Genomic DNA, 22,082 nt, shown 5'->3' on the forward strand with positions numbered 1-22,082 from the left:
CCTCCCCCCGGCCGGGGGGCGCGTCACCCGCCCGGGCGGGGTGAGTGGCCCCCCCGGGTCCGGGCAGAGCCCGGGGAACGGTGGAAGGGCGGGGAGGGGCAGGCCGCCCGCAGGGCCCGTCCCGCCCCTCAGCCGCGGCCCCGGAGGGGGCGACGCAGGCGCAATGCCGCCAGGCGGGCCGACGCCGCCGTGGTCGCGGAGGACCAGCGGGCGGAGACGGCCCAGGAGAGGCGGGCCGCCGAGCGCGGCAGCAGGAGCGCGCGCAGGCGCGACCGGCGGGACAGCGCCGACAGGAGGCCGGCGCGGGCCAGCAGGACGTCGGAGGCCAGACCGGGGTACGAGTCCTCCGCGCCGGGCGGCGCGTACAGGGAGCGTTCCACCGCGCCCGCCACCCGGTGCACGGCAGCCGCCGCGTCCGGCTCCAGCCGGCCCAGGTCCACCACGCGCGCCGCGGCCCGCCGCGGGGACAGCGCCCCGTCCGGCGGCACGCCCACGTCCCACGCCGCGTCACCCAGCTCCCGCCAGGCCGTCAGCACGTCACCCGAGCCCAGCCGGCGCGCCCGCAGCCTGCCGCGCCACAGCATCGGCAGCAGCGGGAGGCCCAGCACCGCCAGCGCGGCACCCGCCCACAGCGCGACCGTCGTCGCCGACGGCCCGCCGCCACCCGTCGAGCCCTGAGCCGCCTTGGCCGCACCGCACTCGCCGAGCTTCTTCATGTCCGGCGGGCAGTCGTCCGCCTGCGACGGGGCGGCGGAAGGCGCGGGCGTGCTCGCCGACGGCAGCGGCGCCGGCGCGGACGGCTGAGCCGGCTGCGCCTGCGGGCGGGAGTAGTCCGGAACCGTGATGCCCGACCGGGGCGTCGGCTCGAACCGGGTCCAGCCCACGCCCTCGAAGTACAGCTCGGGCCAGGCGTGCGCGTCCCGCATCGAGACGTTCACGCTGCCGTCCGCCTGCTTCTCGCCGGGCGTGAAGCCCACGGCCACCCGCGCCGGGATCCCCAGCGAGCGGGACATCGCCGCCATCGAGAACGCGAAGTGGACGCAGAAGCCCTCCTTCTGGGCGAGGAACTTCGCGACCGCCTCCGAACCCGTGCCCGAGGCGGTCTTCGTGTTGTAGCGGAAGCCGCCGTTCACCGCGAACCAGTCCTGGAGCCGGACCGCCCGCGTGTAGTTGTCCTTCGCCCCCTGCGTCACCTGGCGGGCGGTCTCCGCGACCACCGGCGGCAGGTCGTCCGGCAGCTTGGTGTACTCGGCCAGGACGGCCGCATCCGGTGCCGGGGCCTTGGAGAGCTGTTGGGCCGTCGGCTTCAGCAGCAGGCTCCGTACGGTGTACTGCGCGCCCTGGACGTTCTGGAACCTGTCCTTCGCCAGCTGGTCGCCGACCAGGGTCCGGCCCTCCGGCTCGAACCGCCACTTCCCGCCGATGTCCACCTGCGTCGCCGGATACGGCATCGGCAGGTAGCGCTGGGTGTAGCTGTCCGCCGCCGAGACGCTCGTCCGCACCTCGATCGCGCCCGCCCGGACCGCCGGGCTGAGCCCCGCGGGCTTCGGCAGTTGCTCGGGGACGTCGGTCAACGCCCGCCCGGACGCCTCCCACTTGACCCCGTTGAACTCGTCGAGGGCCAGGATCCGCAGGTACTGGTCGCTCTGCTGGGGGCTGTCGGTGCGGTACTTCAGCACCACCCGGTTGTCCTGTGCGTTCAGGCTGCTCTGCAGGGACACCAGCGGGTTCACGGCCGAGATCGTCCCGCCGACACCGCTGCCGCCGCCGTCCTCGCCCCGCGCGCCCAGCAGTCCGCCGCCGAGCGCGGGCAGCGCCGCCGGAACCGCCAACGCGACCCCGAGCGCCACCGCGCCGATCCGCCGCCCGGTCCGCACCGGGGCCGTCGCGTGTCCGCCCGTACCGCCACCCAGGCCGGTGGAGGCCGAGACCCGGTCCCGGGGGGCCGCGCCGAAGACCCGGCCCCACTGGGCGAGCCGGTCGCGGCCCTCGGCGAGCAGCATCAACAGGTAGCCGCAGCCCGCCAGGAGGAAGGAGAACCAGGAGGCCTTCCCGCCACCCGACAGGCCCGCGGCCACCGAGTACAGCGCGAGCAGCGGCAGGCCGGCCGCCGCGGCGGTCCGTGCGGTGACCGCGAGCGTGTCGACCAACAGTCCGATGAGCAGCACCCCGGACAGCAGGAGCAGCCGTATGCCGTCCGTCAGCGGGGCGGGGATCGCGAACTCGTTCACGTCCTGCACGCCTTGCGCGTACAGCGCCCCGAAGTCCGTGACGAGGTAGGCGAACGGCCCCTGGCCGGTCGACTCGCCCTTGCCCAGGAACACGAACATGAGCACCAGCAGCGACACCAGGGCCTGCGCGGCCACGGTCAGCGACCGGGCCAGCGGCACCCGCTGGGCCCCGGCCCCCACCGCGCTCTGCACGGCCAGCAGCAGCGCCGCCTGGAGCAGCCAGGCCGACGACTGCACCAGCGGGGTCAGTGACCACGAGGTGAGCAGGGTCGCCAGTGCCGCGAACAGCGTCAGTCTCGCCCGCCCGCTCATCCGCGTCCTCCGGAGGTTGCCGTGCCGAGGGGAGCGGCCCCGGCGTGTCGCCACAGCTCGCCGAAGGCCGCCCCGGGCGGGACGGCCACCGCCGTCCAGCCCGCGTCGCGCAGCCTGCGCAGCCGCTCCGCCGGCGAGGGCAGGTCCTGCGCGAGCGCGGGTTCGCCGGCCCAGGTCGCCGAGTCGAGCACGAAGGCCACCGCGGCCCCGGCCCGCTGGCGCATCCTGGCCGCCAGCTCCGTCTGTACGTCGTCCAGGTCCCCGAAGAAGGCCACGAGGAGGCCGTCGCCGCCGAATCCGCCGCCCTGGCCGGCGCCGCGCAGCGCGTCGTGTGCGCGGGAGATCCCCGCGCCGTCGGAGTGCCCGATCACCGCGAGGGTGTCCATCATCAGACCGGCCGCCTCCGCGGACTCGTGGCCGCCGGAGGAGAAGCCGCCGGCGCCCTCGCCGGGCACCGAGGTCCCGGTGTCCGTGAGCAGCCGCACCGAGAAGCCCTGCTCCAGCAGGTGCACCAGCGAGGAGGCGGCCGCGGACACGGCCCATTCGAAGGCGGAGTCGGGTCCCGCGCCCTCGAAGGCGACGTCGCGGGTGTCCAGCAGGACGGTGGCCCGGCTGCGCTGGGGCTGTTCCTCGCGGCGCACCATCAGCTCGCCGTAGCGGGCGGTGGAGCGCCAGTGGACCCGGCGCAGGTCGTCGCCGCGCCGGTAGGTGCGGGGGATCACGTCGTCGTCGCCGGCCAGGGCCAGCGAGCGGCGGCCGCCGTCGCCGTAGCCGGAGGAGTCGCCCGCCAGCCGGACCGGCGGCAGGGGCTCGGTGCGCGGGATGACGGTGAGCGTGTCGTACGTGCTGAAGGAGCGGGTCAGCTCGACCAGCCCGAAGGGATCGGTCAGGCGCAGCTGGAGCGGGCCCAGCGGGTAGCGGCCGCGCAGGTCGGAGCGGACCCGGTAGGACACCTCGCGGCGCCCGCCGGGCTCCACCCGGTCCAGGACGAACCGCGGGCGCGGGCCCAGTACGTAGGGCATCCGGTCCTGGAGCATCAGCAGTCCGGTGGGCATGCGCGACACGTTGTCCATGCGCAGCTGCACCCGGGCCTCGGCGCCCGCGGGAACCCGCCCGGGGCTCAACCGGCGGCTGCCGGACACCCGGTGGCGGGTGCGGTGCAGGGCGACGACGCAGATCAGCGGCAGGGCGACGAGCAGCAGGCCGACCCGCAGCAGTTCGCTCTGGCCCAGTACGTAGGCACACGCGGCGGCGGCGATCCCGGCGGCCAGGAACGAGCGGCCGCGGGTGGTCAGGCCGGACAGCGACGCGCGCAGCCCGCCGCCGCTGTCCTCGCCACCGGCGCCGCGCGGGGCACCGGCGCTCATCAGAAGCCCCGGAGGCCGGCGCCGGGCGGCATCTCGCCGCCGTGGTGTGCGGCCGGTACGGGGGTGCGTTGCAGGATGTCGGCGACGACCTGCTCGGCGGTGCGCCGGTTCAGCTGGGCCTGCGCGGTGGGCAGCAGGCGGTGCGCGAGGACCGGGGCGGCGAGCGCCTGGACGTCGTCGGGCAGGACGTAGTCACGGCCGGCGAGCGCGGCGGAGGCCTTCACGGCGCGCAGCAGGTGCAGGGTGGCGCGGGGCGAGGCGCCCAGGCGCAGGTCGGGGTGGGTGCGGGTGGCGGACACCAGGTCGACGATGTACCGCTTGACGGGCTCGGCGACGTACACCTCGCGGACGGCCTCGATGAGCTTGACGATCTCGTGGGCGTGCGCGACGGCCGTCAGGTCGTCGAGCGGGGAGAGCCCGCCGTGCACGTCGAGCATCTGCAGCTCGGCTTCGGGGCCGGGGTAGCCGACGGAGACGCGGGCCATGAAGCGGTCGCGCTGGGCCTCGGGGAGGGGGTAGGTGCCCTCCATCTCGACCGGGTTCTGGGTGGCGACGACCATGAAGGGGCTCGGCAGCGTGTAGGTGGTGCCGTCGATGGTGACCTGGCGTTCCTCCATCGACTCCAGCAGCGCGGACTGGGTCTTGGGGGAGGCGCGGTTGATCTCGTCGCCGATGACGATCTGCGCGAAGATCGCGCCGGGCTTGAACTCGAACTCGCGGCGCTGCTGGTCGTAGATGCTGACGCCGGTGATGTCGGAGGGCAGCAGGTCCGGCGTGAACTGGATGCGCTGCACCGAGCAGTCGATGGACTTGGCGAGCGTCTTGGCGAGCATCGTCTTGCCGACGCCGGGGACGTCCTCGATGAGCAGGTGTCCCTCGGCGAGGAGCACGGTCAGCGCGAGGCGGACGACCTCGGGCTTGCCCTCGATCACGCTCTCGACCGAGTGGCGCACCCGCTCCGCCGTGCTCGTCAGATCCGCGAGGCTCGCTCGGTCGTCATACGTCGTCACCTTGGTACTCCTCGGCCCAAAATCCAGGGCCGACGCCCTTGGCGCATGACCGGCCCACCCCAAAACGCGGACACCGGCCCGGGAGGTCCCGGGTGGCGTCTCCCCGCATTGTTGACGGCTTCACGGCCTTGTGTCACTCAAGAGCTGGGATCGATCTCCCGCAGGAGTCCGGTGTGCACGTCGAAGACGAAGCCTCGCACATCGTCGCGGTGGGGCAGGAAGGGATTCGTGCGGACGCGCTGCATGGACTGGCGAACGTCCTGGTCCACGTCCCGGAAGGCCTCGACGGCCCAGGAGGGGCGCTGGCCGACCTCGTCCTCCAGCTCGTGCCGGAAGTCCTCGGTCAGACGTTCGAGGCCGCATCCGGTGTGGTGGATGAGTATGACCGAGCGGGTGCCGAGGGCGCGCTGGCTGATGGTGAGGGAGCGGATGGTGTCGTCGGTGACCACGCCGCCCGCGTTGCGGATCGTGTGACAGTCGCCGAGCTCCAGGCCGAGGGCCTTGTGCAGGTCGAGGCGGGCGTCCATGCAGGCGACGACCGCCACCTGGAGCACGGGGCGCGCGTCCATTCCCGGATCGGTGAACTCCGCCGAGTAGGCACGGTTCGCCTCGACCAGTCGGTCGGTGACGGTGCCTCCGACGGAAGCCTTGTGTGCGGACTCGGCGGGCGCGGATGCGGAAGTCGTCATGGATACGACGTTAGTGGTCACAGCTGGTCCGGGCACCGGGTGAGGACGGACAAAGAAGGTCAACCGGTTTTGTTGTGAGCTAATCCACAGGGGTGGCAGGAGGGGGCCGTACGGGTGGTTCACGGCATTTGCGGGTTCCGTACGAGAGGGGCGCACCGCACGCGGGGCGGTTCGTTGACCGCGGCGACCGTTGCACTAAAGTGACGCGAACCGGCCGGAGCCCGGCCCTCACCGGCCGCCCGGCCCCCTGGTAACACTCCGCGTGCGCGGCGCGGCGTATGCCTGCCGCGCCGTTATCTGAGAGGGCGCTTTGACCAGCGAGTCCCGACATGTCCCGGTAATGCTCCAGCGGTGCCTGGACCTGTTGGCCCCGGCGCTGCAGAAGCCGGGGGCCGTCGTCGTCGACTGCACCCTCGGCCTCGGCGGCCACAGCGAGGCCCTGCTGACCCGGTTCCCCGAGGCGCACCTGATCGGCCTCGACCGCGACAAGGAGGCCCTGCGGCTCTCCGGGGAACGCCTCGCGCCCTTCGGCGACCGGGCCACCCTCGTCCACGCGATCTACGCCGACCTGGCCGAGGTCCTCGACAACCTGGGGATCCCCACCGTCCAGGGCATCCTCTTCGACCTCGGCGTCTCCTCCATGCAGCTCGACGAGGCCGACCGCGGGTTCGCGTACGCGCAGGACGCCCCGCTCGACATGCGCATGGACCAGACGACGGGCATCAGCGCCGCCGAGGTGCTCAACACCTACGCGCCCGGCGAGCTCGTACGGATCCTGCGCCAGTACGGCGAGGAGAAGCAGGCCAAGCGGATCGTGTCGGCGATCGTCCGGGAACGCGAGAAGGAGCCGTTCTCGAACAGCGCCCGCCTCGTGGAGCTGATCCGCGACTCGCTGCCGCAGGCCGCCAAGCGGACCGGCGGCAATCCCGCCAAGCGGACCTTCCAGGCCCTGCGCATCGAGGTCAACGGAGAGCTGTCCGGGCTGGAGAGGGCGATCCCGGCGGCGGTGGACCGGATCGCGGTCGGCGGCCGGATCGCCGTCCTCTCGTACCACTCGCTGGAGGACCGCCTGGTGAAGCAGGTCTTCGCGGAGGGCGCCACCTCCACGGCCCCGCCCGGGCTGCCGGTCGTACCGGAGAAGTACCAGCCGAAGCTGAAGCTGCTGACGCGCGGGGCGGAACTGCCGACGGAGGAGGAGGTCGCCGAGAACCGGCGGGCCGCGCCGGCGAGGTTCCGCGGGGTGGAGCGCATCCGGGAGGCGCGACTGTGACGAAAGCCGCCGGGGCAGGGGCAGGGGCCAAGGCCGGGGCCGGGCCGGGGAAGTTCGCGACGCTGACGCGTCGGGCGCTCGGCGGGCGGCCGGTCCGCGACGCCCGGCCGGCGCGGCCCGTCCGGCCCGCCCGGCCCGCCCGGTCGGGAGGGCAGGCGGCGCGGACGCCGTTCGTGCTGCTGGTCGTGGCCCTGCTCGCGGGCGGCCTCATCAGCCTGCTGCTGCTGAACTCGGCGCTGAACGAGGGCTCCTTCCAGCTGTCGAAGCTGAAGAAGGAGACCACCACGCTCACGGACGAGGAGCAGGCGCTCCAGCGGGACGTGGACGGGTACTCGGCGCCGGACGCCCTGCAGCGGCGGGCGCAGGAGCTCGGCCTGGTCCCGGGCGGCAGCCCGGTCTTCATCGGCGCGGACGGCAAGGTCGCGGGCACCGCCGCCGAGGCGGAGCCCCCACCGGCCCCGTCGCCGCCGCCGTCCGCCGCGGCGTCCGCCCCGGGCCAGGCCCCGGCCCAGCCGCCTTCGGCTTCCGCCGCTGCTCCGAGCCAGACCCCCGGGGGATCCTCCCCCGCGCCCCAGCCCGCTCCTGGAAGGTGACGTCGTGACGCGGATCCCTGCGGGGCCTTTCCCCACCCCGCCCTTCCACCGTTCCCCGAGCTCCGCCCGGACCCGACCCCGGGGCTCCGCCCCGGACCCCGCGGGGGCTCCGCCCCCGGACCCCCGGTCCTCAAACGCCGGACGGGCTGGATTTGCCTCCGGCGGCGCCTCAAACGCCGGCGGGGCTGAAGTTGCCCCCGGCGGGGCTGGGGTCGCCCTGCGGGCAGAACAGCCGCGCCTGGCGGACGGCAGCGGCCAAAACCCAGCCCCTCCGGCGTTTGAGGAGCGGGGTCCGGGGCGGAGCCCCAGGGGGTCCGGGCGCAGCCCGGGCGTGCTTGTGCAGCGGCGCGGCCTGGCGGCGGTGGCCCAGTGAGCCCCGCGCCGCGGGACCCCCGGCGGGTGCCCGGGCCGGGGCGGCCGCGCGGGGGTGCCACGGCCCGCCCCGCATCGCGGCCCGCGACCCGTCGCCCCGCCGCGCAGCGCACACCGCACACCATCCGGCTCGGCAGCCCCCGCCCCCGGCTGCGTCTCGTCGGCGTCGGGCTGACGCTGGTCATGGTCGCCTTCGTCGTCCGACTGCTCCAGGTGCAGGCCGTCGACGCCTCCGCCTTCTCCGCCGAGGCCTCCAAGAACCGCTACACCAGCGTCAAGCTGGCCGCCGAACGCGGGGAGATCACCGACCGCAAGGGCGTGGCCCTGGCCACCAGCGTCGACGCGTACGACATCACCGCCGACCCGAAGATGTTCACGCCGCAGGAGAGCAAGGCCCCCGACGCCCCCGAGCAGGCCGCCGCCCTCCTCGGGCCCATCCTCGGCGCGGACGCCAAGGCGCTCACCGCCAAGCTGAAGACCAAGAACTCCCGCTACGTGGTGCTGGCCCACCGCCAGACCCCGCAGGTGTGGAACCAGATCAAGGACCTCAAGCGGGTCTTCGCCGACAAGGCCGCGGCCGACAAGAAGAACAACGGCCCCGGCGCCAACGTCCTGGCGGGCGTGTTCAAGGAGGACAGCAGCAAGCGCGTGTACCCGAACGGCGACCTCGCCGCCGGGATACTGGGTTACGTCAACGCCGACGGCAAGGGCGCCGGCGGGCTGGAGTCCTCCCTCGACAAGAAGCTGTCCGGCAAGGACGGCGAGATCACCTACGCCCAGTCCGGCGGCCGCAAGGTCCCCACGGCCGGTTCCAGCGAGAAGCCCGCCGTGCCCGGCGAGGACGTCGAGCTGACCATCGACCGCGACATCCAGTGGGCCGCGCAGAGCGCCATCGCCGAGCAGGTCGAGAAGTCCGGCGCCGACCGCGGCTACGTCGTCGTCCAGGACACCCGCACCGGCGAGGTGCTGGCCATGGCCAACGCCCCCGGCTTCGACCCCAACGACCTGACCCGGGCCCGCTCCACCGCCATGGGCAACGCCGCCCTCCAGGACGTGTACGAGCCCGGCTCCACCGCCAAGGTGATGTCGATGGCCGCCGTACTGGAGGAGAAGAAGGCGACGCCCGAGACGCACGTCGAGGTCCCCAACCGGCTGCACCGCGGCGACCGGCTCTTCAAGGACGACATCGACCACCCGACCTGGTACCTGACCCTCAACGGGGTCCTCGCCAAGTCCTCCAACATCGGGACGATCCTGGCCACCGGCCAGCTCGCCCCCACCCAGCCCGAGGCCAACCGGGTCCTGTACTCGTACCTGACCAAGTTCGGCATCGGCAGGCCCACCGGCCTGAACTACCCGGGCGAGTCCCGGGGCATCCTCGCCAAGCCCGAGGACTGGTCCACCTCCCAGCAGTACACGATTCCTTTCGGCCAGGGCCTGTCCCTCAACGCCATGCAGGCGGCCTCCGTGTACTCGACCATCGCCAACGGCGGCCTGCGCATCGAGCCGACGCTCGTGCGCGGAACCAAGGGCCCCGACGGCCGCTTCACGCCCGCCCCGGCGCCCGAGCAGAACCAGGTCATCAGCAAGGAGACCGCCAAGACCCTGGCCGAAATGCTCGAATCGGTGGTAGACGACCAGGAGGGCACCGGGACCAAGGCGAAGATCCCCGGCTACCGGGTCGGCGGCAAGACGGGCACCTCCAACCGGGTGGATCCGGCCACCGGCCGCTACAAGGGCTACACCGCCTCGTTCGCCGGTTTCGCCCCGGCCGACAACCCCCGCATCACCGTCTACTGCGCCATCCAGAACCCCACCAAGGGCAGCTACTTCGGCGGCCAGATCTGTGGCCCCATCTACAAGAAGGTCATGGAGTTCGCCCTCAAGACCCTCCAGGTCGCCCCCACCGGATCCGCCCCCGCCGGACTTCCGGTCACCTACGAACCCGGCCAGCAGCCCGCTGCGCAGCCGGCTCGGTGACCGGCCGTACCGGCCCGAAAAGCGCGAGGCACCACCAGTGACAACGATCACCCCGAAAACGGGGAACCAGTCGGCCGACGGCTCCGAGGCCGGGCCCTCACTTCGCGGGCGGCCCGCCGCGCCCGGTACGCTCACCGCCGTGCCCCACGCTGATCAGCCCAGAACCACCCAGAAGGACGCCCCGGCAGTGCCGCCGGGAGCGCCGCGGCCCGAGTCCGTCCGCCAGAGCGCCCTCGGCGAGCTGGCAGCCCTGCTGGGGCTGCCCGAACCGGACGCCGCCGCGATCACCGGCATCACGCACGACTCCCGTGCCGTCCGCCCGGGCGACCTGTACGCGGCCCTCCCCGGAGCCAGGACGCACGGCGCCGACTTCGCCGCCCAGGCCGCCGGCCTCGGTGCGGCCGCCGTGCTGACCGACCCCGCGGGGGAGGAGCGCGCGGCCGCCACCGGACTGCCCGTCCTGACCGTCGACGACCCGCGCGGCCGGATGGGCGAGCTCGCCGCCGCCATCTACGGCAGGCCCGGTGAGGACCTGCTCCAGATCGGGATCACCGGAACCTCCGGCAAGACCACCACGGCGTACCTCGTCGAAGGCGGCCTGCGTGCCGCGGGCCGCCGCACAGGGCTCGTGGGCACCGTCGAGATGCGCATCGGCGACGAACGCATCAAGTCCGAGCGGACCACCCCCGAGGCCACCGACCTCCAGGCCCTCTTCGCGGTCATGCGCGAACGCGGGGTCGAGGCCGTCGCCATGGAGGTCTCCAGCCACGCCCTGGTGCTCGGCCGGGTCGACGGCTGCGTCTTCGACGTGGCCGTCTTCAACAACCTGAGCCCGGAACACATGGAGTTCCACACCGACATGGACGACTACTTCCAGGCGAAGGCGGGGCTCTTCACCCCCCGCCGCTCCCGCCTGGGCGTGGTCAACCTCGACGACGAGTACGGCCGCCGCCTCACCAAGGAGGCCACGGTCCCGCTCGTCACCTTCTCCGCGGTCGGCGACCCGGCCGCGGACTGGCGTGCCGAGGACGTGGTCTTCGGGCCGGCGAGCTCCACGCTGACCCTGCTGGGCCCCGAAGGACAGCGCGTACGGGCCACCGCGCCGCTGCCCGGTCCGTTCAACGTCGCCAACACCGTCGCCGCGATCGTCACGCTCGCCGCCGCCGGACTCGACCCGCAGACCGCCGCCGACGGCGTCGCCGCGGTCCCCGGGGTACCCGGCCGGCTGGAGCGGGTGGACGCGGGACAGCCGTACCTGGCCGTCGTCGACTACGCCCACAAGACGGACGCCGTCGAGTCGGTGCTGCGCGCGCTGCGCGAGGTCACCACCGGCAAGCTGCACATCGTGCTCGGCTGCGGCGGCGACCGCGACACCACCAAGCGCGGCCCCATGGGCGCCGCGGCCGCCCGGTACGCCGACGTGGCCGTCCTGACCTCCGACAACCCGCGCTCCGAGGACCCCCTCAAGATCCTCGCCGCGATGTTCGAGGGCGCCGTGTCCGTACCGGCCGCCGAGCGGGGCACCGTCCTCGTCGACGCCGACCGGGCCGCGGCCATCGCCGCGGCCGTCGCGCGCGCCGAGCCCGGCGACACCGTGCTCGTGGCCGGCAAGGGCCACGAGCAGGGCCAGGACACCGCGGGCGTCGTACGCCCCTTCGACGACCGCGAGGTGCTCCGCGCGGCCATCGAGACCCAGCAGAGCAGCGCCCGACAGGCCGAGGTGAACCAGTGATCCCCCTTTCCCTCGCCGAGATCGCCGACATCACCGGCGGGCGGCCCCACGACATACCGGATCCGTCGGTGCGGATCAGCGGGCCCGTGGTCATCGACTCCCGCCAGGTGGAGGCCGGCAGCCTGTTCGCCGCCTTCGAGGGCGAGCACGTCGACGGCCACGACTACGCCGAGCGCGCGGTCGCCGCCGGAGCCGCGGCAGTCCTCGCGGCCCGGCCGGTCGGCGTGCCCGCCGTCGTCGTCCCCGACGTGGAGAAGGCGCTCGGCGCACTCGCCCGCGCCGTCGTCGAGCGGCTCGGCACCGACGTGGTGGCCCTGACCGGTTCCGCCGGCAAGACCTCCACCAAGGACCTCATCGCCCAGGTGCTCCAGACCCACGCGCCCACGGTGTGGACACCCGGCTCCCTCAACAACGAGATCGGCCTGCCGCTCACCGCGCTCAAGGCCACCCCCGAAACCCGCCACCTGGTACTGGAGATGGGGGCCCGCGGGATCGGTCACATCGCCTACCTCACGGGCCTGACCCCGCCCCGGATCGGCCTCGTCCTCAACGTCGGCACCGCCCACATCGGCGAGTTCGGCGGCCGCGAGCAGATCGCACAGGCCAAGGGAGAGCTGGTCGAGGCCCTGCCGGCCGAGGCCGAGGGCGGCATCGCCGTCCTCAACGCCGACGACCCGCTGGTACGGGCGATGTCCACCCGCACCAAGGCCCGTACCGTCCTGTTCGGCGAGGCCGACGACGCCGAAGTCAGGGCCACCGAGGTCCGGATGACACCCTCGGGCCAACCCTCCTTCACACTCCACACACCGACCGGGTGCAGCGATGTGACCTTGCGGCTGTACGGTGAGCACCACGTGTCGAACGCGCTCGCCGCGGCCGCCGTAGCCCATGTACTGGGAATGTCCGTCGAGGAGATCGCCACCGCGCTCTCCGGGGCGGGCACGCTGTCACGGTGGCGGATGGAGGTCACCGAGCGGGCGGACGGTGTGACGATCGTCAACGACGCCTACAACGCGAATCCCGAGTCCATGCGGGCCGCACTGCGCGCACTTGTCGCGATGGGCGGCCCGGCCAGGGCGAACGGGGGGCGCACGTGGGCGGTGCTCGGTCCCATGGCCGAACTCGGTGACGAATCGCTCGCCGAACACGACGCGGTGGGACGGCTCGCCGTCCGGCTCAACGTGAGCAAGCTCGTCGCAGTCGGGGGCAGGGAAGCGTCCTGGCTGCAACTGGGCGCATATAACGAGGGTTCGTGGGGTGAGGAGTCGGTGGTCGTGTCCGACGCGCAGGCGGCGGTCGACCTGTTGCGCAGTGAACTGCGCCCGGGTGACGTCGTGCTGGTGAAGGCTTCCAGGTCGGTCGGTCTGGAGCGGGTGGCGCTGGCGCTGCTCGAGGGCGAGGTCGCCGGCCGATGAGGCAGATCCTGTTCGCCGGTGTCATCGGCATGTTCCTCACGGTCATCGGCACGCCGCTGCTCATCAAGCTGCTGGCCCGCAAGGGCTACGGCCAGTTCATCCGCGACGACGGCCCCCGCGGTCACGCCGGCAAGAAGGGCACGCCCACCATGGGCGGTATCTCCTTCATCCTGGCCACGATCGTCGCGTACGTCCTGACGAAGGTCATCACGGGCAGTGAGCCGACCTTCTCGGGCCTGCTGGTCCTGTTCCTGATGGCGGGCATGGGGCTGGTCGGCTACCTCGACGACTACATCAAGATCGTCAAGCGCCGCTCGCTGGGTCTGCGGGCCAAGGCGAAGATGTCGGGCCAGCTGATCGTCGGCATCGCCTTCGCGGTGCTCGCACTCCAGTTCAAGGACTCGCGCGGGCTCACCCCGGCCTCCACCAAGCTGTCGTTCGTCACGGACTTCGGCTGGTCGATCGGCCCGGTGCTGTTCGTGGTCTGGGCGCTGTTCATGATCCTGGCGATGTCCAACGGCGTGAACCTGACCGACGGCCTCGACGGCCTGGCCACCGGCGCCGCGGTGATGGTCTTCGGCGCGTACACCTTCATCGGTGTGTGGCAGTTCCAGGAGTCCTGCGCCAACGCGGCCACGCTGACCAACCCCAACGCCTGCTTCGAGGTGCGCGACCCCCTGGACCTGGCGGTCGTCGCCTCGGCCCTCATGGGCGCCTGCTTCGGCTTCCTGTGGTGGAACACCTCGCCCGCCAAGATCTTCATGGGCGACACCGGTTCGCTGGCGCTCGGCGGCGCGCTCGCCGGTCTCGCGATCTGCTCCCGCACGGAGTTCCTGATCGCCCTGCTCGGCGGCCTCTTCGTCCTCATCACCATGTCGGTCGTCATCCAGGTCGGCTCCTTCAAGCTGACCGGCAAGCGCGTCTTCCGGATGGCACCACTGCAGCACCACTTCGAACTCAAGGGCTGGTCCGAAGTCCTCGTCGTCGTGCGGTTCTGGATCATCCAGGGCATGTGCGTGATCGTGGGCCTCGGTCTCTTCTACGCGGGATGGGCAGCCGACAAGTGAGCACCACCGACCTGGCCGACGTGCTCGGCCCCGATGCCCTGGGCCGGTTCGGTCTGCCAGGCCGGATCACCGTGGCGGGCCTCGGCATCAGCGGCATCAGCGCCGCCCGGGCCCTGGCCCGCCTCGGCGCCGCCGTGACCGTCGTCGACAACGGCGACGGCGACGCGCACCGCGCGAAGGCCGCCGACCTCGCGGAGCTCGGCATCGAGGTCCGCCTGGGCCGCCTGGAGAGCGGCTCCAAGGCCGGCGAGACCCTCCCCGAGGGCACCGGGCTCGTCGTCACGTCGCCGGGCTGGAAGCCCGACAGCCCGCTGTTCCTGGAGGCCGCCAAGGCCGGCGTGGACGTCGTCGGCGACGTCGAGATCGCCTGGCGCCTGCGCGAAGCGGGCGTCGCGCTCCGCGCCGCCCGCGCCGAGGCCCGGGTGAAGGGCGCCTCGGGCGATGCACCGGGCACCGCCGACCCGGCCCCGGCCGGCACGGCCGACGCGGCGCAGGCCCCGGCGGGCACCGGCGCCGCGGCCGGGACCGCCGAAGTCCCCGTACGCGGCGCGGCCGAGTGGCTCGCCATCACCGGGACCAACGGCAAGACCACCACCACCCAGATGCTGGCGTCGATCCTGAAGGCCGCGGGGCTGCGCACCGCGGCCGTCGGCAACATCGGCACCCCCATCGTCGACGTGGTCCTCGGCGAGCAGGAGTACGACGTACTCGCCGTCGAGCTCTCCAGCTACCAGCTGCACTGGGCGCCCTCGCTGCGCGTCCACTCCGCGGCCGTGCTCAACCTGGCCCCGGACCACCTCGACTGGCACGGCTCGATGGAGGCGTACGCCGCCGACAAGGGCCGGATCTACGAGGGCAACACGGTGGCCTGCGTCTACAACGTGGCGGACAAGGCCACCGAGGACCTGGTGGTCGAGGCCGACGTCGAAGAGGGCTGCCGCGCCATCGGCTTCACCCTCGGCGCCCCCGGCCCCTCCATGCTCGGCGTCGTCGACGGCATCCTCGTCGACCGAGCCTTCGTCGAGAACCGGCAGAAGAACGCCCAGGAACTCGCGCAGGTCGAGGACGTCAACCCGCCCGCCCCGCACAACATCGCCAACGCGCTCGCCGCCGCGGCCCTGGCCCGCGCCTTCGGCGTGGAGCCGCGCGCGGTCCGCGACGGGCTGCGCGACTTCCGCCCGGACGCCCACCGCGTCGCGTACGTGGACGAGGTCGACGGGGTCACCTACATCGACGACTCCAAGGCCACCAACACGCACGCCACCGAGGCCTCCCTCGCCTCCTTCGAGCCGGTCGTCTGGATCGCCGGCGGCCTCGCCAAGGGCGCCACCTTCGACGAGCTCGTCCAGAAGGCGGCGAAGCGGCTGCGCGCCGCCGTGCTGATGGGCGCCGACCGGGCGCTGATCGCCGAGGCGTTGGCGCGACACGCGCCCGAGGTCCCGGTCGTCGACCTCGACCGGACCGACACTGGGGCGATGCTCGCAGCGGTCCGGGAAGCGGCCCGGCTCGCCGAGCGCGGCGACACGGTCCTGCTGGCGCCCGGCTGCGCCTCGATGGACATGTTCGCGAACTACAACGAGCGTGGGGACGCGTTCGCCGACGCGGTGCGCGAACTGGCCGCCGAGAGCGCCGCGAACACGGCCTAGGCCGGGGGCTCCGGGAGCGGCTCCCTCCGGCCGGCGGCTCGCTCCGTACGAGTGGAGGGGAAGATCACAGATGCCGGCCAAGCAGATGCTGCCGGGGCGGCGGCCTTCCGTCGTGAGGGCGCAGGGCCGCAAGCGCCCGGCGACGGGCCCGAAACGGCCCGCCGGGCGCGGGCCGCTGGCCGGTGTCCGGCGTACGCAGCGGAAGTTGCGCAAGGCCTGGGACCGGCCGCTCACGGCGTATTACCTGATTTTCGGCAGCTCGCTGCTCATCACCGTGCTCGGCCTGGTGATGGTCTACTCGGCCTCCATGATCAAGGCGCTCCAGCTCGGCCTGGGCGACGCCTACTTCTTCAAGAAGCAGTTCCTCGCGGCCCTCATCGGCACGGGGCTGATGCTCGTCGCCTCCCGGATGCCCGTCAAACTCCACCGGGCGCTGTCCTACCCGGTGCTCGCGGGCACGCTCTTCCTGATGGTCCTCGTCCAGATCCCCGGGATAGGGGTGTCCATCAACGGCAACCAGAATTGGATCTCCCTTGGTGGTCCGTTCATGTTGCAGCCCAGTGAGTTCGGCAAGCTCGCACTGATCCTGTGGGGCGCCGACCTGTTGGCGCGCAAGGGCGACAAGGGACTGCTCAGTCAGTGGAAGCACCTGCTGGTGCCGCTCGTCCCGGTGGCCTTCCTGCTGCTCGGGCTGATCATGCTGGGCGGGGACATGGGCACCGCGATGATCCTCGGCGCGATCCTCTTCGGCCTGCTGTGGCTGGCCGGGGCTCCGACGCGGATGTTCGTGGGAGTGCTGGTCTTCGCTGGTGCGATCGTCGCACTGCTCATCAGGACGAGCCCCCACCGGATGGACCGGCTGGAGTGCATCGGCGCGACGGACCCGGGCAAGAACGACCTCTGCTGGCAGGCCGTCCACGGAATCTACGCCCTCGCATCCGGCGGATGGTTTGGTTCCGGGCTGGGTGCCAGTGTGGAAAAATGGGGCCAACTACCCGAAGCCCACACCGACTTCATCTTCGCCATCACCGGGGAGGAACTGGGTCTGGCGGGGACGCTGTCGGTGCTCGCCCTGTTCGCGGCTCTAGGCTATGCGGGTATCCGCGTGGCCGGACGCACGGAGGACTCCTTCGTACGGTTTGCCGCGGGAGGCGTGACCACCTGGATCACGGCCCAGGCCGTGATCAACATCGGTGCGGTGCTCGGCCTGCTGCCGATCGCCGGTGTCCCGCTCCCGCTGTTCTCCTACGGAGGGTCGGCCCTGCTGCCGACCATGTTCGCGGTCGGACTGCTCATCGCCTTCGCGCGGGAGGAGCCGGCGGCGCGCGCGGCCCTGGCGATGCGACAGCCGAAGACGGGCTGGTGGCGGACCGGGGTGAGATGGAAGTCGATGAGACGGCGCGTCAAGAAGCGTCCGTCCGGAGAGCGGTGAATTTCGGTGCATGTCGTACTCGCCGGTGGGGGGACCGCCGGCCACATCGAGCCGGCGCTCGCCCTCGCGGACGCCCTGCGCAGGCAGGACCCTTCAGTGGGCATCACCGCCCTCGGCACCGAGCGCGGACTCGAGACCCGCCTGGTGCCGGAACGCGGCTACGAGCTGGGCCTGATCCCCGCCGTACCGCTGCCCCGCAAGCCCACCCCCGAGCTCATCACCGTCCCCGGACGGCTGCGCGGCACCATCAAGGCCGCGGAGGAGATCCTGATCCGCACCAAGGCCGACTGCGTCGTCGGTTTCGGCGGCTACGTGGCCCTGCCCGGCTACCTGGCGGCCAAGCGGCTCGGGGTGCCGATCATCGTCCACGAGGCCAACGCCCGGCCCGGACTGGCCAACAAGATCGGCTCCAGGTACGCGCACGCCGTCGCGGTCTCGACCCCCGACAGCAAGCTGCGCGGAGCCCGCTACGTGGGCATCCCGCTGCGCCGCTCCATCTCCACCCTCGACCGGGCCGCCGTACGCCCCGAGGCGCGCGCCGCCTTCGGCCTGGACCCCAACCTGCCGACGCTGCTGGTCTCCGGCGGTTCGCAGGGCGCCCGCCGCCTCAACGAGACGATCCAGCAGGTCGCCCCGAACCTCCAGCGCTCCGGGGTGCAGATCCTGCACGCCGTCGGGCCGAAGAACGAACTGCCGCGTGTCGACAACATGCCCGGGATGCCACCCTACGTGCCGGTACCGTACGTGGACCGGATGGACCTCGCGTACGCCGCCGCGGACATGATGCTGTGCCGCGCGGGCGCGATGACCGTCGCCGAACTCTCCGCCGTCGGGCTGCCCGCCGCCTACGTCCCGTTGCCGATCGGCAACGGCGAACAGCGGCTCAACGCCCAGCCGGTGGTCAAGGCCGGCGGCGGCCTGCTCGTGGACGACGCGGAACTGACGCCCGAGTGGGTGCTCGGCCAGGTCCTCCCGGTGCTGTCCGACCCGCACCGCCTGTACGAGATGTCCCGAGCCGCAGGCGAGTTCGGCCGCAGGGACGCCGACGAGCTGCTGGTCGGGATGGTGTACGAGGCGATCGCGGCGCACAACAGCCGCTGAGGCAGGAGGCACAGGAGTGGCCGGAGCGACGACCGCACAGCGCGGCAACCCGGGCTCTGACCGGCCCGCCCGCAAAGGCAGCACCGGCTCTCCGAAGCCGCCGAGGACACCCAAGCCACCCAAGGCGCCCAAGCCGGAGAAGCGGTCCGGCCCGCGGGGCCCCGGCGCGCGCCTGCGCCGAGGCCCCGTGCTGCTGGCCGCCCTCGCCGCGACGTTGCTCCTCGCGGGGGGCGGCACCTGGGTGCTCTACGGCTCCTCCTGGCTGCGCGTCGAGAAGGTCACCGCCGGTGGCACCGAGGTGCTGACCCCCGAACAGGTCGTCGCCGCCGCGGCGGTGCCGGTCGGCGCACCCCTCGTGAGCGTGGACACCGACGAGATCGCGGACCGCGTCCGCGGCCGTCTGCCCCGCATCGATTCGGTCGACGTGGTGCGGGCCTGGCCGCACGGAATCGGGCTGAAAGTGACGGAACGCAAACCGGTACTGCTCATCAAAAAGGACGCCAACTTCGTGGAAGTGGACGCATCGGGTGTGCGTTTCGACACGGTTCCGAAAGCGCCGGCCGGTGTTCCGGTCCTCGAATTGAACGCGGGCGGCTCCCCGAGCGCCCGCCGCTTCGACGAGGAACGGCTGCTGCACGAGGCCGTGCTCATCGCGGGAGCCCTCCCCGAGCCCGTCTCGAAGCAGACGGTGCAGGTCAAGGTGGGTTCGTACGATTCGGTGGTCCTGGAGCTCACCGGGGGGCGGTCCGTGACGTGGGGGAGTGGTGAACAGAGCGAAGCGAAGGGGCGTGCGCTGACCGCTTTGCTCAAGGCCGCGCCCAAGGCCGGTCACTTCGACGTGAGCGTTCCCACCGCCCCTGCGGTGTCCGGGAGTTGACTCCCGGTCGAACAGCGGAGCACCCTGGTTGGCCAGCGATACGGGTGATCACATAGGGTGAAAAGAAAAACGGGAGGTTCGGCGTGTTCGTTGAACACGCGCTACTTGTCGACTTAGTGTCCTGTTCGGAAGAGTCCAAGGAACAGACACACCCCTAACCCTAAACTTCAGGGTGAGGGTTCGGGTCGGCGCGTTCGGACCGTCCCTATTTCGGCATCAGTCGTCGCAACGCAGACCGCGAGGCGACGACACGTAATCGAGGCGAGAGGCCTTCGACGTGGCAGCACCGCAGAACTACCTCGCAGTCATCAAGGTCATCGGTGTCGGCGGCGGTGGTGTCAATGCCATCAACCGAATGATCGAGGTCGGTCTCAAGGGCGTCGAGTTCATCGCCATCAACACGGACGCCCAGGCGCTGTTGATGAGCGACGCCGACGTCAAGCTCGACGTCGGCCGTGAACTCACCCGGGGCCTCGGCGCCGGAGCAAATCCGGCCGTCGGTCGCAAGGCGGCAGAAGACCACCGCGAGGAGATCGAGGAGGTCCTCAAGGGGGCCGACATGGTCTTCGTGACCGCCGGCGAGGGCGGCGGCACCGGCACCGGCGGCGCACCCGTCGTCGCCAACATCGCGCGCTCGCTCGGCGCCCTGACGATCGGTGTGGTCACCCGACCGTTCACCTTCGAGGGCCGGCGTCGCGCGAACCAGGCGGAGGACGGCATCGCCGAGCTCCGCGAAGAGGTCGACACCCTCATCGTCATCCCCAACGACCGCCTGCTGTCCATCTCGGACCGCCAGGTCAGCGTCCTCGACGCCTTCAAGTCGGCCGACCAGGTCCTGCTGTCGGGCGTCCAGGGCATCACCGACCTCATCACCACCCCGGGCCTGATCAACCTCGACTTCGCCGACGTCAAGTCCGTGATGTCCGAGGCCGGCTCGGCACTGATGGGCATCGGCTCGGCCCGCGGCGACGACCGCGCCGTGGCCGCGGCCGAGATGGCGATCTCCTCGCCGCTGCTGGAGGCGTCCATCGACGGCGCCCGCGGCGTGCTGCTCTCCATCTCCGGCGGCTCGGACCTCGGTCTCTTCGAGATCAACGAGGCCGCGCAGCTGGTGAGCGAGGCCGCGCACCCCGAGGCGAACATCATCTTCGGTGCCGTCATCGACGACGCGCTCGGCGACGAGGTACGGGTCACCGTCATCGCGGCCGGGTTCGACGGCGGACAGCCCCCGGCCCGCCGGGACAACGTCATCGGCGCCGCTTCCACGAAGCGCGACGAGCCGGCCCCGGCCCCCGTCCGCGCGCCGGAGCCGGTCCGTCCGGCCTTCGGCGGGCTCGGCACGGTCCCGCCGCGCGAGGAGCCCCCGGTTCCGGTCGAGCCGGCCCCGGCCCTGGTCGAACCCCCCGCGCCGCAGGTCCCCACGGCCCGTCCGTACCAGGACAGCCCGGCCGAGGAACTGGACGTACCGGACTTCTTGAAGTGACACCGGAGCAGCACCACGTGGGCGGCGCCCACTTCGCCTTCACCGACAGGTGGGGCGGAGTGAGCGCCGTTCCGTACGAAGAGCTCAACCTCGGCGGCGCGGTCGGAGACGACCCGGCCGCCGTTCTGGCGAACCGGGCACTCGCCGCGAACTCCCTCGGCCTGGAACCGGACCACGTGGTCTGGATGAACCAGGTGCACGGCCGGGACGTCGCGGTGGTCCCCGGACCCTGGGGTGCGGACTCCGCGGTCCCCGCCGTGGACGCGGTGGTGACCGCCCGTCGGGGACTGGCGCTCGCGGTGCTCACCGCGGACTGCACGCCCGTCCTGCTCGCCGACCCCGTCGCCGGGATCGCCGGAGCCGCCCACGCCGGGCGGCCCGGACTGGTGGCCGGAGTGGTGCCCGCCGTCCTGGAGGCCATGGTCTCCCTCGGCGCCGAGCCCGGCCGGATCGTCGCCCGTACCGGACCCGCGATCTGCGGACGCTGCTACGAAGTGCCCGCCGAGATGCGGGAGGCCGTCGCCGAGGCGGTGCCGGCGGCCCGGGCCGAGACCAGTTGGGGGACACCGGCCGTCGACGTGGTCGCCGGGGTGCACGCGCAGCTCGCGGAGGCGGGGGTGGTGGACGTCCACCGTTCCCCGGTCTGCACACTGGAGTCGCGGGACCACTACTCGTACCGCCGTGACCGGGTGACCGGGCGGCTTGCCGGATATGTCTGGTTGGACTGATGACGGATCGTAAGTCGGAACTCGCAGGGAACCTGGAGCGGGTGGAGGAGCGCATCTCGTCCGCCTGCGCGGCGGCGGGACGCGAGCGCGACGAGGTGACCCTCATCGTGGTCACCAAGACCTACCCCGCGAGCGACGTACGACTGCTGGCGGAGCTGGGCATCCGCCATGTTGCGGAGAATCGGGACCAGGACGCCGCCCCCAAGGCCGCCGCCTGCGCGGATCTGCCGCTCAACTGGCACTTCGTCGGACAGTTGCAGACGAACAAAGTCCGTTCCGTGGCGGGATACGCGCACGTGGTGCAGTCGGTCGACCGCCCGAAGCTCGTGACCGCCCTCTCGGCGGCCGCGGAGGCGGCGGGGCGCGAGCTCGGCTGTCTCGTGCAGATCGCCCTCGACGCGGAGTCGGGTGAGCGCGGGTCCCGCGGCGGCGCTGCGCCGGAGCAGCTCGCGGAGCTGGCGGACCTCGTCGCGAAGGCCCCGGGACTGCGGATCGACGGGCTGATGACGGTCGCTCCGCTGGCCGGCGAGTACGCGGGACGCGAACAGGCCGCTTTCGAGCGGTTGGTGGAATTGTCATCCCGCCTGCGCGCGGACCATCCTGCTGCCACGATGGTGTCGGCCGGGATGAGCGCAGACCTGGAACAGGCCGTTGCGGCCGGTGCGACACATGTACGCGTCGGCACTGCGGTACTCGGCGCGAGACCCCGGCTCGGGTAACGTCGCGAAGAAAGTCGAACCACAGCAGAAAATATGGTCATTCCCGCAAATGGGCGGG

17 protein-coding genes are annotated in these 22,082 nt (G+C 72.4%); 13 read left to right on the plus strand and 4 right to left on the minus strand.

Annotated elements, in window-relative coordinates:
- Positions 1 to 128 precede the first annotated feature (128 nt).
- The 4 genes from ACFYZL_RS11385 to ACFYZL_RS11400 form a co-directional block, all read right to left on the minus strand.
- Positions 129 to 2,543: a transglutaminaseTgpA domain-containing protein gene (locus tag ACFYZL_RS11385; RefSeq protein WP_388678203.1), complete on the minus strand. Its 2,415-nt coding sequence runs from the start codon at positions 2,541 to 2,543 to the stop codon at positions 129 to 131.
- Positions 2,540 to 3,910, minus strand: coding sequence for a DUF58 domain-containing protein (locus tag ACFYZL_RS11390; RefSeq protein ID WP_388678206.1), 1,371 nt, complete (start codon positions 3,908 to 3,910; stop codon positions 2,540 to 2,542). The genes ACFYZL_RS11385 and ACFYZL_RS11390 overlap by 4 nt, the downstream gene beginning before the upstream one ends.
- The gene (locus ACFYZL_RS11395; protein ID WP_388678209.1) at positions 3,910 to 4,920 is read right to left on the minus strand and encodes an AAA family ATPase; all 1,011 of its coding nucleotides are present in this window, start codon (positions 4,918 to 4,920) and stop codon (positions 3,910 to 3,912) included. Before ACFYZL_RS11395 ends, ACFYZL_RS11390 begins: the two co-directional genes overlap by 1 nt.
- Positions 4,921 to 5,057: 137 nt before the next feature.
- Entirely contained in the window at positions 5,058 to 5,672 is a 615-nt protein-coding gene (locus tag ACFYZL_RS11400; RefSeq protein ID WP_384758215.1) for a beta-class carbonic anhydrase, read from the minus strand.
- 247 nt (positions 5,673 to 5,919) lie between these two features.
- Here ACFYZL_RS11400 and rsmH point away from each other — a divergent pair, with 247 nt between their 5' ends.
- The 13 genes from rsmH (at position 5,920) to ACFYZL_RS11465 (ending at position 22,024) form a co-directional block, all read left to right on the plus strand.
- Positions 5,920 to 6,879, plus strand: a complete 960-nt coding sequence (rsmH, locus tag ACFYZL_RS11405) for a 16S rRNA (cytosine(1402)-N(4))-methyltransferase RsmH (RefSeq protein WP_384758218.1) — start codon at positions 5,920 to 5,922, stop codon at positions 6,877 to 6,879.
- A complete protein-coding gene (locus ACFYZL_RS11410; RefSeq protein WP_388678214.1) occupies positions 6,876 to 7,472 on the plus strand; it encodes a hypothetical protein in 597 nt (198 codons plus the stop codon). The genes rsmH and ACFYZL_RS11410 overlap by 4 nt, the downstream gene beginning before the upstream one ends.
- 369 nt (positions 7,473 to 7,841) lie before the next feature.
- Positions 7,842 to 9,824: a peptidoglycan D,D-transpeptidase FtsI family protein gene (locus ACFYZL_RS11415; protein ID WP_384758990.1), complete on the plus strand. Its 1,983-nt coding sequence runs from the start codon at positions 7,842 to 7,844 to the stop codon at positions 9,822 to 9,824.
- 37 nt (positions 9,825 to 9,861) lie between these two features.
- Positions 9,862 to 11,556: a UDP-N-acetylmuramoyl-L-alanyl-D-glutamate--2,6-diaminopimelate ligase gene (locus tag ACFYZL_RS11420; RefSeq protein WP_388678217.1), complete on the plus strand. Its 1,695-nt coding sequence runs from the start codon at positions 9,862 to 9,864 to the stop codon at positions 11,554 to 11,556.
- The gene (murF, locus tag ACFYZL_RS11425) at positions 11,553 to 12,971 is read left to right on the plus strand and encodes a UDP-N-acetylmuramoyl-tripeptide--D-alanyl-D-alanine ligase (RefSeq protein ID WP_384756076.1); all 1,419 of its coding nucleotides are present in this window, start codon (positions 11,553 to 11,555) and stop codon (positions 12,969 to 12,971) included. Before ACFYZL_RS11420 ends, murF begins: the two co-directional genes overlap by 4 nt.
- Entirely contained in the window at positions 12,968 to 14,038 is a 1,071-nt protein-coding gene (gene mraY, locus ACFYZL_RS11430; RefSeq protein ID WP_376660688.1) for a phospho-N-acetylmuramoyl-pentapeptide-transferase, read from the plus strand. Before murF ends, mraY begins: the two co-directional genes overlap by 4 nt.
- A gap of 20 nt (positions 14,039 to 14,058) precedes the next feature.
- Positions 14,059 to 15,684, plus strand: coding sequence for a UDP-N-acetylmuramoyl-L-alanine--D-glutamate ligase (gene murD / locus ACFYZL_RS11435; protein WP_388678594.1), 1,626 nt, complete (start codon positions 14,059 to 14,061; stop codon positions 15,682 to 15,684).
- Positions 15,685 to 15,754: 70 nt separating this feature from the next.
- Positions 15,755 to 17,116 (plus strand): putative lipid II flippase FtsW, encoded by a 1,362-nt coding sequence (gene ftsW / locus ACFYZL_RS11440; RefSeq protein WP_384756069.1) that lies wholly within the window; start codon positions 15,755 to 15,757, stop codon positions 17,114 to 17,116.
- Positions 17,117 to 17,122: 6 nt separating this feature from the next.
- Positions 17,123 to 18,217, plus strand: a complete 1,095-nt coding sequence (gene murG, locus ACFYZL_RS11445) for an undecaprenyldiphospho-muramoylpentapeptide beta-N-acetylglucosaminyltransferase (RefSeq protein WP_384756066.1) — start codon at positions 17,123 to 17,125, stop codon at positions 18,215 to 18,217.
- A 16-nt stretch (positions 18,218 to 18,233) separates the two neighbouring features.
- Complete coding sequence (locus ACFYZL_RS11450; protein ID WP_384756063.1) at positions 18,234 to 19,094, plus strand: cell division protein FtsQ/DivIB; 861 nt, start codon at positions 18,234 to 18,236, stop codon at positions 19,092 to 19,094.
- 277 nt (positions 19,095 to 19,371) lie between these two features.
- Positions 19,372 to 20,577 (plus strand): cell division protein FtsZ, encoded by a 1,206-nt coding sequence (gene ftsZ / locus ACFYZL_RS11455; RefSeq protein WP_384593334.1) that lies wholly within the window; start codon positions 19,372 to 19,374, stop codon positions 20,575 to 20,577.
- The gene (gene pgeF, locus ACFYZL_RS11460) at positions 20,574 to 21,305 is read left to right on the plus strand and encodes a peptidoglycan editing factor PgeF (protein WP_384756060.1); all 732 of its coding nucleotides are present in this window, start codon (positions 20,574 to 20,576) and stop codon (positions 21,303 to 21,305) included. Before ftsZ ends, pgeF begins: the two co-directional genes overlap by 4 nt.
- A complete protein-coding gene (locus tag ACFYZL_RS11465; protein WP_388678225.1) occupies positions 21,305 to 22,024 on the plus strand; it encodes a YggS family pyridoxal phosphate-dependent enzyme in 720 nt (239 codons plus the stop codon). The genes pgeF and ACFYZL_RS11465 overlap by 1 nt, the downstream gene beginning before the upstream one ends.
- Positions 22,025 to 22,082 lie beyond the last annotated feature (58 nt).

Origin of the sequence: Streptomyces sp. NPDC001717, assembly GCF_042892775.1 — a bacterium.
Lineage (GTDB): Bacteria > Actinomycetota > Actinomycetes > Streptomycetales > Streptomycetaceae > Streptomyces.

What these genes read in the sequence shown, in the direction of transcription:
- ACFYZL_RS11385 (WP_388678203.1), bottom strand. Translation starts at nt 2,543, where the DNA reads ATGAGCGGGCGGGCGAGACTGACGCTGTTCGCGGCACTGGCGACCCTG.
- ftsW (WP_384756069.1), top strand. Translation starts at nt 15,755, where the DNA reads ATGCCGGCCAAGCAGATGCTGCCGGGGCGGCGGCCTTCCGTCGTGAGG.
- ACFYZL_RS11390 (WP_388678206.1), bottom strand. Translation starts at nt 3,910, where the DNA reads ATGAGCGCCGGTGCCCCGCGCGGCGCCGGTGGCGAGGACAGCGGCGGC.
- ACFYZL_RS11465 (WP_388678225.1), top strand. Translation starts at nt 21,305, where the DNA reads ATGACGGATCGTAAGTCGGAACTCGCAGGGAACCTGGAGCGGGTGGAG.
- mraY (WP_376660688.1), top strand. Translation starts at nt 12,968, where the DNA reads ATGAGGCAGATCCTGTTCGCCGGTGTCATCGGCATGTTCCTCACGGTC.